At 69.4% G+C, this 14997-nt stretch carries 13 protein-coding genes and 1 pseudogene; 7 read left to right on the top strand and 7 right to left on the bottom strand.

The window, feature by feature from the left end:
* The 5 genes and pseudogenes from GXW76_RS00820 to GXW76_RS00800 form a co-directional block, all read left to right on the top strand.
* A pseudogene (locus GXW76_RS00820) lies at positions 1–236 on the top strand (5-methyltetrahydropteroyltriglutamate--homocysteine methyltransferase); the annotation flags it as partial.
* A gap of 452 nt (positions 237–688) precedes the next feature.
* Complete coding sequence (locus GXW76_RS00815) at positions 689–2044, top strand: ABC transporter substrate-binding protein (protein WP_211860059.1); 1356 nt, start codon at positions 689–691, stop codon at positions 2042–2044.
* Between the two features lie 7 nt (positions 2045–2051).
* The gene (locus GXW76_RS00810; RefSeq protein ID WP_211860057.1) at positions 2052–2945 is read left to right on the top strand and encodes a carbohydrate ABC transporter permease; all 894 of its coding nucleotides are present in this window, start codon (positions 2052–2054) and stop codon (positions 2943–2945) included.
* Complete coding sequence (locus tag GXW76_RS00805; protein ID WP_211860055.1) at positions 2942–3808, top strand: carbohydrate ABC transporter permease; 867 nt, start codon at positions 2942–2944, stop codon at positions 3806–3808. The genes GXW76_RS00810 and GXW76_RS00805 overlap by 4 nt, the downstream gene beginning before the upstream one ends.
* Positions 3805–4869, top strand: coding sequence for an ABC transporter ATP-binding protein (locus tag GXW76_RS00800; RefSeq protein ID WP_211860053.1), 1065 nt, complete (start codon positions 3805–3807; stop codon positions 4867–4869). Before GXW76_RS00805 ends, GXW76_RS00800 begins: the two co-directional genes overlap by 4 nt.
* On the opposite strand, the gene GXW76_RS00795 is transcribed toward GXW76_RS00800, so the two are convergent.
* Genes GXW76_RS00795 through GXW76_RS00780 form a run of 4 tightly spaced genes read right to left on the bottom strand, consistent with a single transcriptional unit; the run spans position 4859 to position 8740 of the window.
* Positions 4859–5113 (bottom strand): hypothetical protein, encoded by a 255-nt coding sequence (locus GXW76_RS00795; RefSeq protein WP_211860051.1) that lies wholly within the window; start codon positions 5111–5113, stop codon positions 4859–4861. The two genes, GXW76_RS00800 and GXW76_RS00795, sit on opposite strands and share 11 nt — an antisense overlap.
* Positions 5114–5161: 48 nt before the next feature.
* Positions 5162–7066, bottom strand: coding sequence for an AMP-binding protein (locus GXW76_RS00790; protein ID WP_211860049.1), 1905 nt, complete (start codon positions 7064–7066; stop codon positions 5162–5164).
* Between the two features lies 1 nt (position 7067).
* Complete coding sequence (locus GXW76_RS00785; RefSeq protein WP_211860048.1) at positions 7068–7979, bottom strand: NAD(P)-dependent oxidoreductase; 912 nt, start codon at positions 7977–7979, stop codon at positions 7068–7070.
* 5 nt (positions 7980–7984) lie between these two features.
* On the bottom strand, positions 7985–8740 hold the full coding sequence (locus GXW76_RS00780) for an SDR family NAD(P)-dependent oxidoreductase (protein ID WP_211860046.1): 756 nt from the start codon (positions 8738–8740) through the stop codon (positions 7985–7987).
* 150 nt (positions 8741–8890) lie between these two features.
* Between GXW76_RS00780 and GXW76_RS00775 the strand changes: the two genes are divergently transcribed.
* Entirely contained in the window at positions 8891–10105 is a 1215-nt protein-coding gene (locus GXW76_RS00775; RefSeq protein ID WP_211860045.1) for an ABC transporter substrate-binding protein, read from the top strand.
* Positions 10105–10887: a short-chain dehydrogenase/reductase gene (locus GXW76_RS00770; protein ID WP_211860044.1), complete on the top strand. Its 783-nt coding sequence runs from the start codon at positions 10105–10107 to the stop codon at positions 10885–10887. The genes GXW76_RS00775 and GXW76_RS00770 overlap by 1 nt, the downstream gene beginning before the upstream one ends.
* On the opposite strand, the gene GXW76_RS00765 is transcribed toward GXW76_RS00770, so the two are convergent.
* From GXW76_RS00765 to GXW76_RS00755, 3 genes are all read right to left on the bottom strand, one after another.
* Positions 10884–11690, bottom strand: coding sequence for an enoyl-CoA hydratase/isomerase family protein (locus tag GXW76_RS00765; RefSeq protein WP_211860043.1), 807 nt, complete (start codon positions 11688–11690; stop codon positions 10884–10886). The genes GXW76_RS00770 and GXW76_RS00765 overlap by 4 nt on opposite strands.
* Positions 11687–13651, bottom strand: a complete 1965-nt coding sequence (locus tag GXW76_RS00760) for an AMP-binding protein (RefSeq protein WP_211860042.1) — start codon at positions 13649–13651, stop codon at positions 11687–11689. Before GXW76_RS00760 ends, GXW76_RS00765 begins: the two co-directional genes overlap by 4 nt.
* A gap of 349 nt (positions 13652–14000) precedes the next feature.
* Positions 14001–14987 (bottom strand): Bug family tripartite tricarboxylate transporter substrate binding protein, encoded by a 987-nt coding sequence (locus GXW76_RS00755; RefSeq protein WP_211860041.1) that lies wholly within the window; start codon positions 14985–14987, stop codon positions 14001–14003.
* Positions 14988–14997 lie beyond the last annotated feature (10 nt).

Below are 14997 nucleotides of genomic sequence, written 5' to 3'. Positions count from 1 at the left end.
GGCTGCCGGACCAGACCATCATCCTCGGCGTCATCGACCTGCTGGACCAGAAGGTGGAAAGCGCGGAGACGGTGGCGGCGCGCATCCGCCGCGCCCTGCCGCATGTCGATCCGGCGCGCGTCATCGTCGCGCCGGACTGCGGCATGAAATACCTGCCGCGCGAGGTCGCAGACGGGAAGATGCACGCCATGGCGGAAGGAGCCGCCATCGTGCGGCGGGAACTGGAGGGGGCGTGATGAAGCCCTGTCTGCCGCCGCTCGACGTCACGCCGGATCCGTCCTGGAGGACGGCTCTCTGATCCCGGCCTGTCTGCGGATGGCGCAGGCGCTCTCCATCGAGCGCATCGTGATCGCGCGGAATTTCGACCCCGGCACGGACAATGCGTGCCCGCCGGATGCCGCGGCACGCCCCGTGCCGGATAGCACGCGTCGGCGAGCAGGCGTGCCGCGACCTCAGGCGCGGCAACCATACGCAACAGCTCCGGCCCCGAACTGCCGCGCGGTTCCGGTCGCGTGACCAGGGCCGCCACGAATGCGTGGCTTGCGCGCCATGGCATGGGGTCCGCCGAGCGCGCCGAAGGCCCTCGCGTTGACCGAATGGTCCGGCCCTCCCTAGGCTGGCTGCAATGCCGGCCGGCGACCCTGCGATCCAGGGCGGACAGGCCGGTGCGAGGGAAGGAACGACAAGAATGACGCTGCGCCTGACCCGCCGCGCTGCCCTGGCCACCGGGATCGCGGCCACCGGCGGCACCCTGGCCGCCCCCGCCTATGCCCAGACGCGCGAGCGCGTCGCGCGGGTCTGGGGCGAGCCCGGCCCCTATATCGGCGTCTTCACCAACGGGTTGAACGAGTGGGCGCAACGCAACGCGCCCGGGCTGCGCTTCGAAGCCGAGCAGATCGCCTGGGATGCGGTCTACACCAAGCTCGCCACCGACCTCGCGGCGCGCCGCCCGCCCGCGCTGATCAGCGTGGAAAGCCCCATCGCCTACCAGCTTGCGGCCGAAGGGCTGCTCGAGCCGCTGCAGGACGTGAACACCGCGATCCGTGCGCGCGAACGCCTGGTGGATGGCTTCACCGTGGACGATTTCGGCACCTGGAAGGGAACGCAGTATGCGGTGCCGCTGCATCACCAGGGCTGCCTCTTCATCGTCCAGGACGATGTGCGGCAGGAAGCGGGCCTGACCGACCCGACCAACTGGACCTGGACCGACCTGCTGAACGGCGCGAAGGCCATCCAGGCAAAGCGCCAGGGCAGCGCCGGCTTCACCATGGCGCTCGGCCGCAACCTGTGCGGCGACTACCACATCCAGCAGCTTATCTGGCAGGCGGGCGGGCTGACATGGGATCCCGGGCGCAACTTCGAGACCACCTTCAACAGTGCCGCGACCATCGAGGCCTATGAGTTCCTCAAGGAGCTCTACGGCACCATGCCGCGCTCGGCGGTGGAGTTCAGCTTCCTGCAGGTGGTGGACCAGCACGTCACCGGCCGCACGGGCAGCAGCTTCTACTGGGGCCGCACCATGGGCCGCGCCTTCGACGAGGCGAAGCCGATCTACGAGAAGATGGAATACTACCTGAACCCGGCCCATCCGCGCACCGGCGCGCGCTGGTCCTGGACCGACATCAACGGCTTCATCATGCCGCGCCAGAACAACCCCTTCATCCGCGAAGCGAAGGAGGCGATGGCCTATGTGATGAACAACACCGAGTGGATGGTGCGCTATTCCACCAGCCTCTTCCCCAATGTCGGGCCGGTGTTCAAGGACCAGGCGACGGCGCCGGGCATCGTCAACCACCCGATGTACCAGGCGAAGAAGCGCAGCGTGGACGTGATCTTCACGGGCTTCGTGCCGCATGCCTGCAATTCGGGCCACGAGCTCAAGAAGGGCATCAATCCGCTCGCCGGCATCGGGCACGGGCGCAACGTGTGGTCGCAGGTCGCGCAGCGCATCCTCGTGAACAACGAGAACCCGCGCGCGGCGGTGGAATGGGGCCATCGCCAGTTCGAGGACATCCGCCGCGAGAACCGGCGCCTGCTGGGGTAGCCGTAGCGTGAAACTCCGCCTCAGCGACCGGCAGGTGGGGGTGCTGTTCATGCTCCCCCTCATCCTCGCGGTCGGAATCTTCCTGGTCTGGCCGATCGCCGAGGCGGTGCGGCTGTCCTTCGTCCGCTACAACCCGTTGCGGCCGGACGACCAGCCCTTCGTCGGGCTGGACAACTACCTGTTCGTGCTGGAGGACCCGCTCTTCTGGGAAAGCTTCTGGCAGGCCATCGTCTGGACCGGGTGGTCCACGGTGCTGCAGGCCGTGATCGGGGTTGGGCTGGCGCTGCTGCTGCACCAGCCGCTGAAGGGCATGAACGCCTTCCGCGGTCTGCTGCTGTTCCCCTACATCGTGCCGACGGTGGTGATCGCGCTGAACTGGCGCTGGCTGTTCAATTCCGAGATCGGCATCGTCAACCACCTGCTGCTCTCGGCTGGGATCATCGACGACAAGATCGCCTGGCTGTCCACGCCGAACATGGCCATGGCCAGCGCCATCATGCTGAACGTGTGGAAATACACGCCCTTCGTCGTCATCGTCGTGCTGGCGCGGTTGCAGACGATACCGACGGAACTCTACGACGCCGCCAAGGTGGACGGCGCCGGCGTGCTGCGGCGCTTCCGCGACATCACCCTGCCGCAACTGGCCGAGGTGCTGGCGGTGGTGATCGTCTTCCGCACCATCTGGACCTTCAACAAGTTCGAGGAGATCTACCTGCTGACGCGCGGCGGCCCGGGAACCTCGACCTACAACCTGGCGCTCTATGCCTTCGACCAGTCCATCGCGAATTTGCGCATGGGGGTCGGCGCGGCGGCGGGGGTGATCATGCTGCTGCTGCTGCTGGCGGGATCGATGCTCTACATCCGCGTCTCCGGCTTCGGGCGAGAGGACAAGGCGGCATGAGGCCCTGGGTCGCTGCCATCCTCTATGCCGTGCTCGGGGCGATCACCTTCGTGGTGTGCTTCCCGCTGCTCTGGGCGATCTCCACCAGCCTCAAGCCGAAGGACGAGATCTTCCGCTGGCCGCCGACGCTGTGGCCGGAACACGTGACGCTCGATGCGTACCGGGAACTGCTGTTCGGCGGATCAGTCGCCAGCGCGCCGGGCGCGGGCGTGCCGCCTTCCGCCTACTTCCTCACCTGGTTCGGCAATTCGATCATCGTCTCGGTCGGGTCGACCATCATATCGATCACCGTGGCGACGCTCGCGGCCTATTCGCTCACGCGCTTCCGCTTCTGGGGGCAGCGGTCGGTGCCCTACATCGCCATTCTCGGCTACATGGTGCCCAGCGTGATCTTCGTATTCCCGATGTTCCTGACCATGGTGTCGCTGGAACTGACGGACACGCTGTTCTCGTTGATCCTCGGCTATGTCTGCATCACGCTGCCCTTCTGCCTGTGGCTGATGTGGGCCTTCTTCCGCGGCGTGCCGATCGAGATCGAGGAAGCCGCGCTGGTGGACGGCGCGACGCGCCTGCAGGTCTTCCGCCAGATCGTGCTGCCGGTGGCGCTGCCGGGGATCATCGCGGCAAGCATCTTCTCGCTCATCGTGTCCTGGAACGACTACCTGTTCGGGCGGGTCTTCATGAACTCCATGGAGAACCTGCCGCTGACCGTCGGCGTGATGCACTTCTTCGACGGGACGCATGTGGATTGGGCCCTGATGATGGCGTCGTCCGTGCTGATGACGCTGCCCATGGCGATCCTGTTCGGGTTCATGCAGCGCCACCTGGTGGCGGGCTTCGGTGCGGGGGCGGTGAAGGGATGACGGACGTCGTCGTTCAGGGGCTCTCGAAGTCCTTCGGATCGAACCAGGTGCTGAAGGCGCTCGACCTGACGGTGCCGTCGCGGCAGTTCGTCACGCTGCTCGGGCCGTCGGGCTGCGGCAAGACGACGCTGCTGCGGCTGATCGCGGGGCTCGAGAGCGCGACGGCGGGAGAGATCCGCTTCGGCGACAAGCGGGTGGACCGCCTGCCGCCGGGCGAGCGCAACATCGCCATGGTGTTCCAATCCTACGCGCTCTACCCGACCATGGATGTGGCGCGGAACATCGGCTACGGGCTCGAGGTCCGCGGCACGCCGAAGCCGGAGCGGGCCGAGAAGATCGGCACCGTGGCCAAGGTGCTGGAGATCGCACACCTGCTGCTGCGCAAGCCGAAGCAGCTTTCGGGCGGGCAGCGCCAGCGCGTCGCGCTGGGGCGCGCGATGGCGCGGCGGCCCGACATCTTCCTGATGGACGAGCCGCTGTCGAACCTGGATGCGAAGCTCCGTGCGGCGATGCGCGGGGAGTTGCGGCGCTTCCACCTCGATCTCGGCACCACCACCGTCTACGTCACGCATGACCAGCTCGAGGCCATGACCATGTCCGACCTGGTCGTGGTGATGAACGAAGGCGTCGTGCAGCAGATCGGCACGCCGGAGGAGGTCTATGGCAAGCCCGCCAACCTCTTCGTCGCCGGCTTCATCGGCACGCCGCCGATGAACCTGGTTCCGGCGCAGGTGAAGAATGGCGTGCTGACCGTGGCTGGCACCCCCCTGCCCGTCCCGCTGCCGCCGAATGCGCCGGCGGAACTCGTGCTGGGCGTGCGTCCGCAGGACGTGACGATGGCGACACCCGGCGAGCCCGGTGCCATCCCCGGCAAGGTATGGATGGTGGAACTCATCGGCAGCGAGCGCCTGATCGAGGTGGAGATCGCGCCGAAGATCCGCGTCACCGCCGAGGTCCGCGCCAGCCACCGTGCCGCGCTCGACGACGCCGTGGCGGTGCGCCCGGATCCCGGCCACATCCATCTCTTTGACCCGACGACGGGGCGGGCGCTCACGGGCTGATTGCCGCGCTGCAGGTCCGCGCGCCCCGTCTGCCCGGCGCACCTTCGGTCAGCGGTGAACGGGTCCCGCCAGGGGGCCTTCCCCAAGCGCCGGTCTTGCTGGCCGCCGCGTGCTGGAGGCGCGGCGCCGGATGATCGAACTCGCCGTGCGCGGCAGCGACAAGGTCGGCGGTGTCGCGATCGGTTCCTTGCGCGTGCGCGAGGTGGCCGGCGTCGCCCTTCACGCCATGGTCGTCATGCGGCACGAAGAAGCGCGCCCCTGTCGGCCACACCGGCTGCAACTGCCCAAACCGCTATCCGCCCCTCAGCGCCCCCAGTGCCGCGAGCGACGACGGGTTGTCGAGCGCGGTGAGGTCGCCCGGCGCCTGGCCCGTGTAAACATTGCGGATGACCCGCCGCATGATCTTCAGGCTGCGCGTCTTCGGCAGTTCCGCGACCACATGCACCGCACCGGGCCGGAAGGCGCGGCCGAGGTGCTTCTCCACCTCGCGCGGGACCGCTTCCGACAGGCCGGCAGGCGCATCGGGCTTCGGCACGACGAAGACGACGAGCTTCTGGCCCTTGGCCGCGTCCTCCACGCCGATCGCGGCGGCCTCGGCCACGCCGGGCAATCCGAGCAGCACTTCCTCGACCTCGGCCGAGCCAAGGCGCTTGCCGGCGATCTTCAGCGTGTCGTCGGACCGGCCGCGGAGGAAGAAGACATCGTCCGTGCCGCGGATCGCGAGGTCGCCATGCACCCAGACGCCAGGAAAGCGGGACCAGTAGGTGTCGAGGTAGCGCGCGCGGTCCTGCCAGAAGGCGCGCGTCATGCCGACGAAGGGCGCGAGGATCGCGAGTTCGCCCACCTCCTCGCGCAGCGGCCGGCCGGCCTCGTCCAGCACATCCACCTGCACACCCGGGGAGATGGCGTTGAACCCGGCGGGCACGATGGGCAGCACCGGGACATTCGAGAGCAGCCCACCCGAGACCTCGGTGCCGCCGGTGTAGTTGATGACGGGGCAGCGGTCGCCGCCGATGTGCCGCTGGTACCAGAGAAAATGCTCCGGATCGATGCCCTCGCCGGCGGTGACGAGCAGCCGCAGCGAGGAGAGGTCCGCCGCCACGCTGCCCGGCATGTTGGCGGCAAGGCTTCGGATCAGCGTCGGCGAAGCGCCGAAATGGGTGACGCGATGCCGATCGACCAGCCGCGCCATGCGCCCCCAGTCCGGAAAGTCCGGCGCGCCGTCGTAGCAGACCAGCGTGGCGCCGCGCATCAGCGCACTCGCGAGGATCAGCGAGCCTGCGATCCAGCCCATGTCGGCCGGCCAGCAGAAGCGGTCGTCGGGCGCGATGTCGAAATGCACCGCGGCGTCGTGGGCGATCTTCAGCGGGAAGCCGCCATGGGTGTGCACCGCGCCCTTCGGCTTGCCCGTCGTGCCGGAGGTGTAGATCACCATCATCGGGTCGTTGGCACCCATGCGCGCCGGAAGGTCCGGCGCCGGCGTGGCGGAGACCTCCTCCCACGGCACCGCATCCTGCGCGGCGGCGCCCTTCAGGATCAGCGTCTCCAGGGCGGGCAGGAACGGGCGCACCTCGCCGATCAGGCCGGCGATGTCCACCAGGCGACCGCGGCGGTGGAAGCCTGCCGTCGCGACGAGTGCGCGCGCCTCGCAGCCCGACAGGCGCGAGCGGATCGCGTCCACGCCGAAGCCGCTGAACAGCGGCACGCAGACCGCGCCGAGCGCGGAGATGCCGAGGAAGGTCACGACGGCCTCGATGCCGCCTTCCATCAGCAGGCCGATGCGGTCCCCGCGTCCGAGCCCGCGCGCGCGCAGGCCCGCGGCGAAGCGCAGCACGCGGTCCTCGAGTCCCGCCCAGGTGATTTCGCGGACCGTGCCGTCCTCGCTCTCCGCGATGATGGCGGGGCGAGCACGGCGCGAGGGTTCACGCCCCCAGGCGAAGACCGTGTCCACCCAGTTGAGTTCGCCGCCGGGGAACCAGTTGGGGAAGGCCGGCCCCTCCGGCAGGTCGACATAGCCGTGCGGTTCGCGCGTCCACGCGATGCGGAGGAAGCCCATCAGGTGGCGCCAGTAGGCGTCCGGCCGCTCCACCGAGAAGCGATACAGCCCGGCGAAGCCGGCGCAGCCAAGCTCGCGGGCGAGCCGCGTGACCTGGGCTCGTTCCACCACGTCCGGCGGCGGCGTCCATGCCGCGGTCATCTCATCCCTCCTTGCGGCTGCGGATCTCGGCGCCCGCCCAGGCCTCGATCTGGCGCGCATACTCGGCGATGTCCTGCGCCTCGGCGCCATGGGTCAGGCCGAAGCGCCAGACGCGCGCTGCCTGTTCAATGGTCCACATCGGCACGCCCTGCACCGCGGCCTCCTCCAGGCCGAGCGCCACGTCCTTCTCCATCACGGCGACGGTGGCGCCGAAGCCGAAGCGGCCGGAGAGAACGGTCGGCATGATGTCGCTGCTGACGTAGCTACGGCCCGTGCCGGCATTGACGAGCCGCAGCATGACGTCCGGATCGAGCCCGGCCTTGGCGCCGAGCGCGAAGGCCTCGTAGGCAGTGATCATGTTGGTGGCGGCGATCATGTTGTTCACCAGCTTCATCACCTGCGCCTGGCCCGGCTGCTCGCCGATCACGAAGACGCCGCGGCCGATGCGCAGCAGCAGGGGGCGGAGTTCCTCCACTGCCGAAGGCGCCCCCGCGGTCATCATGGCGAGCGTTCCTGCGCGCGCGCCGGCGGGCCCGCCCGTGATCGGCGCGTCCACCAGGGCGATCCCGCGCGATGCCAGGCCTTCGCCGATGCGCTGCACGGTCGGGCGGCCGATGGTGGACATCTCCGCATGAATGCGGATCGCGTGGCCATGCACGACGCCGTCGGGGCCGATGGCGGCTTCCTCGCTCACCTTGCCGTTCGGCAGGCAGGCGAGGACGATCGTCGCCGCATCCGCGAGGTCTCGCGGAGAGGCATGCGCGGTCGCACCGCGCGCGATGAAGGGCGCCATCGCCTCCGCCCGCGGATCGAAGACATGGAGCTCGATGTCCTCGCCGAAGAGGCGCTCCGCCATGGGCGCGCCCATCTGGCCGAGCCCGAGGAAGCCGACGCGCCGGACGCCCTGCGTCATGCCGCTCACACCGTCACCAGGCCGCTATCCACCGGCAGGATGATGCCGGTGACGATGCGGGACTCGTCGGAAGCGAGGTAGAGGGCGGCCTGCGCCATGTCCGTCGCCTCGCCGAGGCCCATGAGGTGCATGTCCGTCAGCCCCTGCATGGCGGGATTGCCGGCGAGGATGGCACGCACGCGCTCTGTGAGCGTGATGGTCGGCGCGATCGCGTTCACCCGCACGCCCTGCCGGCCGAATTCCACCGCGAGGGAGCGGGTGAGCGCGGCCACGCCACCCTTCGCCGCCGTGTAGCAGTCGCGCCCCGGGAACCCCATCAAGGCGACGACCGAGGCCATGTTGATGACGGAGCCGCCACCCGACCTGATGATCTCCGGAATGCCGAAGCGGCAGCCGAGGAAGGTGCCGAAAAGGTCGAGACGGATGGCGCGCCAGAATTCCTCGAGCGGGGCGTCAACCGCATTGGCATCGACGCTCGTCGAGCCGCCCGCGTTGTTGTGCAGCACGTGCAGCGCGCCGTAGTGCTGCACCGTGCGGCCAATGGCGGCGGAGATGCTGTCGGGCTCGCCGACATCGGTCGGGATGGCGATCGCCTCCCCGCCGGCGGCGGCGATCCGGTGCGCCGTCTCCTCGCCGCTCGCCGCATCGATCTCCGCGATGGCGACCTTCGCCCCCTCGCGTGCGAAGAGTTCCGCCGTCGCGCGGCCGATTCCCGTGCCTGCGCCGGTGATGAGCGCGACCTTGCCTTCAAGCCTTGGCATGCGCGTTTCCTTCCCCTTTCGGCTGACTATCCGCGCTTCACGCCGCCGACGGCAAGAGCCGGGCCGGCGCCATTGCCCGGCGGCTGCGCCTGTGAAAGCATCGATGCGACCAAAGGGCTGCCCGGCACCGAGGCAGCGGGAGAAACGGCCATGAACCATCCGAAGCTCGCGGCGCTCGGGCGCCGCACCGTGCTCGGCACGGCCCTCGCAGGTCTCGCCGCGCCGCCGACGCTGCGCGCCCAGGCGCCGGCGGTGAAGATCGGCGTCCTGACGGACATGAGCTCGGTCTATTCCGATTATGCCGGCGCCGGCTCGGTCGAGGCGGCGCGGATGGCGATCGCGGATTCCGGGCTCGGCGAGCGGGTGCAGATGATCTCCGCCGACCACCAGAACAAGCCGGATATCGGATCCAACCTGGCGCGGGCCTGGTATGGCAGCCAGGGCGTGGACGCGATCTTCGACTGCCCGACCTCCTCCGTCGCGCTCGCGGTCAACACCGTCGCGGGGCAGGCGCGCAAGCTCTGCATCTTCAGCACCGCCATCATCGACCGGCTGACCGAGGAGGACTGCAACGGCTACGGCCTGTCCTGGACCTGGGACATCTATTCCGTCGCACGCAGCAGCGCGGTGCTGCAGATGCGCCGTGGCCTCGACACCTGGTTCGTCATCCACCAGGACTACGCGGCGGGACATGCGATGGCCGCGGTCGCGCGGGACACGCTGCAGGCGACGGGCGGGCGCGTCGTCGGCTCGGTGGCGCATCCGCTCGGCACCACCGACTATTCCGCCTATCTGCTGCAGGCGCAGGCAAGCCGCGCGAAGTTCGTGATGTTCACCGCGGGCGGGACGGACCTCATCAACGCGCTGAAGCAGGTCCGCGAGTTCGGCCTGGTGCAGCGCGGCCAGCAGATCGGCACCATGTTCACGGTCATCACCGACGTGCACGCCATCGGGCTCGAGGCGCTGCAAGGGCTGAACTTCGTTACCGCCTTCTACTGGGACCGGGATGAGCAGACGCGCGCCTTCGCGCGGCGCTTCTTTCCCGCCCGCCAGAAGCAGCCGACCATGTTCCAGGCCGGCGTCTATTCGGCCGTCTCGCAATACCTCAAGGCGGTGAAGGAAACCGGCAGCAGCAAGGCGGAGGACGTCCGCGGCTACATGCGCGACCATCCCTTCGAGGACTTCTTCGCCCGCAACGCACGGCTTCTGCCGAACGGGCGGCTGATCCACGACATGCTGACGGCGCGCATCAAGGCGCCCTCCGAGCAGCGCCACCCCTGGGACTACTACGAGATCGTCGGCGTGGTGTCGGCACAGGAGGCCTTCCGCCCCATCGACCAGAGCAAGTGCCAGGCGAGGTTCTGATGGATCTCGGCCTGCGCGGTCGCCGCGCGCTCGTCACCGGCGCGTCGAAAGGCATCGGCCTCGCCAGCGCCGAGGCGCTGGCGGCCGAGGACTGCGACCTCATCCTCGTCTCCCGCACCGCCGCGGATCTGGAGGCCGCGCAGGCGCGGCTGCGGGCGGCCCACCAGGTGCAGGTGACGGTGCGCGCGCTCGACATCTCCGCGAGCGCCAGCATCGATGCGCTCGCGGCCGAATTCCAGGACATCGACATCCTGGTGAACAATGCCGGCGCAATTCCCGGCGGCTCGCTGGACGAGGTGGACGAGGCGCGCTGGCGCGCCGCCTGGGACCTCAAGGTCTTCGGCTACATCAACATGTGCCGGCGCTTCTATGCGCTGATGCGCGCGCGCCGCCGCGGCGTGATCGTCAACGTCATCGGCGCGGCGGGGGAAAGCCCCGATGCCGCCTATGTGGCGGGCTCGACCGGCAATGCGGCGCTCATGGCGCTGACGCGCGCCCTTGGCGGGGCGGCACCGTCGGACGGGCTGCGCGTGGTCGGCATCAACCCGGGGCCCATCCTGACCGAAAGGCTGGAAGGCCTGCTGCGCAAGCGCGCGCAGGAGACGCTGGGCGATGCCGAGCGCTGGCCCGAAACCATGGCGGCGATGCCCTTCGGCCGCGCCGGCCATGTGCGCGAGATCGGCGCGCTGGTCGCCTTCCTCGCCAGCGACCTGTCCGGCTACACCACCGGCACCATCGTCACGGTCGATGGCGGGATGGCGAGCCGGCGCAAGGCCTTCTAGACCTCCGTCGTCGCCGGGAAGGCCGGCGGCCGCTTCTCGAGGTGCGACTGCAGCCCTTCCTTCACCTCGGGGCCGGTGAAGCCCATGAACTCCATGGCGAGCGAGGCGTCGAAGGCCGGCCCCGCGGTGCGCAGCCAGTTGTTCAGCGCGTATTTCGTCCAGCGGATGGCGCTCTGCGCACCTTCCGCCAAGCGCGTCGCGACGTCGACAGCCTTCGTGTCGAGTTCCGCATCCTCGACCGCGAGCGAGATCAGGCCGATCCGTTCGGCCTCCGCGCCGTTGAGAAGGTCGCAGGTGAGCAGGTAGTATTTCGCCTTCGCCATGCCGCAGAGCAGCGGCCAGATGATCGCGGCATGATCGCCTGCCGCGACGCCGAGGCGCGTATGCCCGTCGGTGATGCGGCATTCCTTCGTCGCGATGGAGACATCGGCCAGGATGCCGCAGACCAGCCCCGCCCCGACTGCGACGCCGCGCATCGCGCTGACCACCGGCTTGCGGCAGTTGATGATGCCGTAGACCATGTCGCGCGCCTCGCGCCAGACGCGGGTGCGCGTGTCGAAATCCTCGGTGATGGCGCGCACCATGGCGAAGTCGCCGCCGGCGGAAAAGGTCTTGCCCGCGCCGGTGATGATCGCGCAGGCGACGCTGTCGTCGCGGTCGATGTCCTGCCAGATGCGGACCAACTCGGCATGCATCACCGCATCGGCCGTATTCATCCGGCCATTGTCCATGGTGATGCGCAGCACGCGGGGGTGCGGGCGGTCGAACCGCAGCCTCTGGTAGCCCTCGTAGTCGATGCTCATGCCTTTGTTTCCTTCATGCGGTCCGCGTGCCGCCGCAGGTCGTTCAATGCTTCCGGGTTCACCAGGCTCGACAGGTCGCCAGCGGCCTCGCCGGCCAGGGTGGATCGCACGACGCGCCGCATGATCTTCATCGAGCGCGTCTTGGGCAGGTCGGGCACGAAGAGGACATGCTTCGGGCGGAAGGAACGGCCGAGCGCGGCAGCGACGGCGTCGGCCAGCACCTTGCCCTGGGCGGCATCGGCAGGCTGGCCGGGCGCCGGCACCACGACGCAGACGACGGCGGAGCCCGTCACCGCATCGTGCAGGCCGATGGCCGCGACCTCCGTCACCGTGCCCGTGGCGAGCACCGCCTCCTCGATCTCCGTCGGACCGATGCGCTTGCCGGAAACCTTCATCGTGTCGTCCGACCGGCCATGCAGGAACCAGAATCCGTCCGCATCGCGGGAGGCAAGATCGCCTTGCACCCACATGCCGGGGATGCGGTTCCAGTAGCTCTCGAGGAAGCGTTCCTCGTCCTTCCACAGCCCGCGCGTCGTGCCGATGCAGGCCTCGCGCATGACCAGCTCGCCGATCTCACCTGGCGGCAGGCTGCGCCCGTCCTGGCCGACGATGTCGCCACCGGTGCCCGGCACCGGGCCGTTGAAGCTGCACGGCTTCTGCGGGAAGAGGATATTGGACGCGACGATCGCGCACATCTCCGTCCCGCCGGAGAAATTCAGGATCGGCACGCGCCCACCGCCGAGGCGGTTCATCACCCAGAGCCAGGTCTCGCGGTCCCATGCCTCGCCGCTCGAGGGAATGGCGCGCAGCGAGGAAAGGTCGTGCCGGTCGAGCAGCGCGTCGGCGTCCCGCCGCAGCATGCGCGCCAACGTCGCGGCGGTGCCGAAATGCGTGATGCCGTGCTTCGCGATCAGCCGCGGGAGACGGTCGGGCTCGGGATAGGTCGGCGCGCCATCGGCAATGACGAGGGTCGCGCCGGCGAGCAGGCTGCCCATGATGGTAACGGTGCCGCCGAACCAGCCGAAATCGGTCGGCCACAGCAGCCGGTCCCCGGCCTTCAGGTCGAGCGACAACCGGGCATCCTGGCCGATCTTCATCGCCAGACCGCAGTGTGTGTGCACTGCCCCCTTGGGCCGGCCGGTGGTGCCGGATGTGTACATCAGCAGCACGGGGTGCTCGGCCGGAAGTTCGCTCGGCGCGCGCGGTGCCGTGCCGGGGGCAGCGACATCGTGCCACCACAGGTCGCGCCCGCCAGCCATCGGCGTGTCGATGCCACGGTGCCGCAGGACGACGACATGACGCACATCGGGCGCGTGATGCAGCGCCTCGTCGACCATGGGCTTCATGGGCGCCACATGGCCGCGACGCTGCGTCCCATCGACCGTGATGACGGCGCGCGCCCCGCTCATGGACAGGCGCTGCGCGATCGCATCCGCGCCGAAGCCGGAGAAGAGCGGCAGGGTGATGCAGCCGATCCGCGCGCAGGCCATGAAGGCCGCCAGCGTCTCCGGCAGCATCGGCAGGTACATCGCCACCACGTCACCCGGCCCGAGGCCCAACCCGGCGAGGCCCGCCGCCAGGGAGCCCGCCTCACGGTCGAGATCGGCGTAGCTCCATTGCCGCGACCCGCCGTCCTCGGCTTCCCAGATCACCGCCGGCCGATCCGGCGCGCGTTCGAGCGTTGCGGATATCGCGGTGTCGTAGAGGTTCGCGGTCCCGCCGATGCACCAGCGCGGATGCACGATGCCGTCCGACAGGTCGAGCATACGGTCCGGCGCACGCCGGAAACGGAAGCCGAGCCAGTCCGCGAGCGCACGCCAGTACCATTCGGGCTCGGTGGAGGAACGCGCGAGCAGCGCGTCGTAGTCGCTCGTGCCGGAAGCCTCGAGGAACTTGGTCCAGTTCGCGTCCCGACGAACCTGGTCCGATGGACGCCAGGCGATCTCCAGGTCGTGCGTCATGGGTTCCCTCCCTCGTGCAGACTGCGGGACAGGGTGCCGGCACACAAGGGCAGCAGGCGCCCCCTTTGGCGGTCGGTCGCCACGACAGCGAGAGCGTGAGCGTGAGGCCTTCTCGACCATCCCGCGCATGTGCGCCCGCCCTCGGCGGGCAATCGGGTCTTCGGGATCGGGGTCGGATCTGCGTTCGCGTGCAGCCGGCGAGCGCCGGCATGCGTCCTTGCATACCGGGACCCGGGTGCGGTCAGCGATGCCCCCGCCCTACACGACGCGACCCATCGTGAGGGAGGCGCACCGCAGGATGCGCAGCCCTGGTAGAGCGCCGGGATGGCCGCTGACGCTAGGGCCGCTGCTAATCCACGCTGATCCTCGCCGAGCGGACCAGTTCCGCATGCCGTTCGATCTCGCTGGCGAGGAAGCGTTCCAGGGCCTCCGGCGAGCCGCCGGCCGCCCCGTCGGCTATGTCCAGGCCTTGCTGCAGCAGCCAGTCGCGCGCCGGACTGTCCAGCATCTCGTTCACCGCGGCGTTCAGCGCGGTGATGACCGGGCGCGGCGTTCCCTTCGGCGCCAGCCATGCGAACCAGGTGCCCATCACCACGCCCGGGTAGCCCTGCTCCGCAGCGGTCGGGACATCGGGCAGAACGACAGCGCGCTTCTCGGACAGCACGGCGAGCACGCGGATCTCTCCGGCGCGACTCAGCGGCACGGTGCCGGGGGCGCCGAGGAACATGGCGCTCAGCCGCCCCGCGATGGCATCGGTCGTCGCCGCGGCGGGCGAGGTGTAAGGCACATGCGTCAGTTGCGTGCCCGTCGCCGCCGCCAGCATCGCGCCGGCCAGGTGCATGGAACTGCCGCTGCCGGTGGAGCCGTAGCTGACCGCACCCGGATTCGCCCGCGCCATGGCGACGAACTCCGCCAGGGTCGTGACCGGCGAGTTCTTCCCCACCACCAGCGCGTTGGGAATGGCGCCGAAGCGCGCGATCGGCTCGAAGTCGCGCTGCGAATGGAAGGTCAGGTTGCGATACAGCGCCATGTTGGTGGCCAGCGGCCCGGCCCAGCTGAACAGCAGCGTATGGCCATCTGCCGGTGCGCGCGCGGCCGCCATCATGCCGACATTGCCGGCGGCACCCGGCCGGTTCTCGATCACGAAGGGCTGGCCGAAGCGCTTCTGGAATTCCTGCGCCCCGAAGCGCGCCAGAGGGTCCGAGGACCCACCGCCCGCCGCCGGGACGATGATCCGCACCGGTTGCCGCGGCCAGGCGGGCTGGGCCACGGCTGGCGACGCCGCCAGCGCAGCCGCCGCGCCAAGCAGCGCCCGGCGGTCCATTCGCATGCCCATCTCTTCGTTC

Origin of the sequence: Neoroseomonas soli, from assembly GCF_018129065.1 — a bacterium.
Lineage (GTDB): Bacteria > Pseudomonadota > Alphaproteobacteria > Acetobacterales > Acetobacteraceae > Neoroseomonas > Neoroseomonas soli.
The sequence above is the reverse complement of the archived record's forward strand: the minus strand, read 5'-3'. Positions and strand labels throughout refer to the sequence as shown.

What these genes read in the sequence shown, in the direction of transcription:
- GXW76_RS00815 (WP_211860059.1), top strand. Translation starts at nt 689, where the DNA reads ATGACGCTGCGCCTGACCCGCCGCGCTGCCCTGGCCACCGGGATCGCG.
- GXW76_RS00805 (WP_211860055.1), top strand. Translation starts at nt 2,942, where the DNA reads ATGAGGCCCTGGGTCGCTGCCATCCTCTATGCCGTGCTCGGGGCGATC.
- GXW76_RS00800 (WP_211860053.1), top strand. Translation starts at nt 3,805, where the DNA reads ATGACGGACGTCGTCGTTCAGGGGCTCTCGAAGTCCTTCGGATCGAAC.
- GXW76_RS00790 (WP_211860049.1), bottom strand. Translation starts at nt 7,066, where the DNA reads ATGACCGCGGCATGGACGCCGCCGCCGGACGTGGTGGAACGAGCCCAG.
- GXW76_RS00785 (WP_211860048.1), bottom strand. Translation starts at nt 7,979, where the DNA reads ATGACGCAGGGCGTCCGGCGCGTCGGCTTCCTCGGGCTCGGCCAGATG.
- GXW76_RS00780 (WP_211860046.1), bottom strand. Translation starts at nt 8,740, where the DNA reads ATGCCAAGGCTTGAAGGCAAGGTCGCGCTCATCACCGGCGCAGGCACG.
- GXW76_RS00775 (WP_211860045.1), top strand. Translation starts at nt 8,891, where the DNA reads ATGAACCATCCGAAGCTCGCGGCGCTCGGGCGCCGCACCGTGCTCGGC.
- GXW76_RS00770 (WP_211860044.1), top strand. Translation starts at nt 10,105, where the DNA reads ATGGATCTCGGCCTGCGCGGTCGCCGCGCGCTCGTCACCGGCGCGTCG.
- GXW76_RS00765 (WP_211860043.1), bottom strand. Translation starts at nt 11,690, where the DNA reads ATGAGCATCGACTACGAGGGCTACCAGAGGCTGCGGTTCGACCGCCCG.
- GXW76_RS00760 (WP_211860042.1), bottom strand. Translation starts at nt 13,651, where the DNA reads ATGACGCACGACCTGGAGATCGCCTGGCGTCCATCGGACCAGGTTCGT.
- GXW76_RS00755 (WP_211860041.1), bottom strand. Translation starts at nt 14,987, where the DNA reads ATGGGCATGCGAATGGACCGCCGGGCGCTGCTTGGCGCGGCGGCTGCG.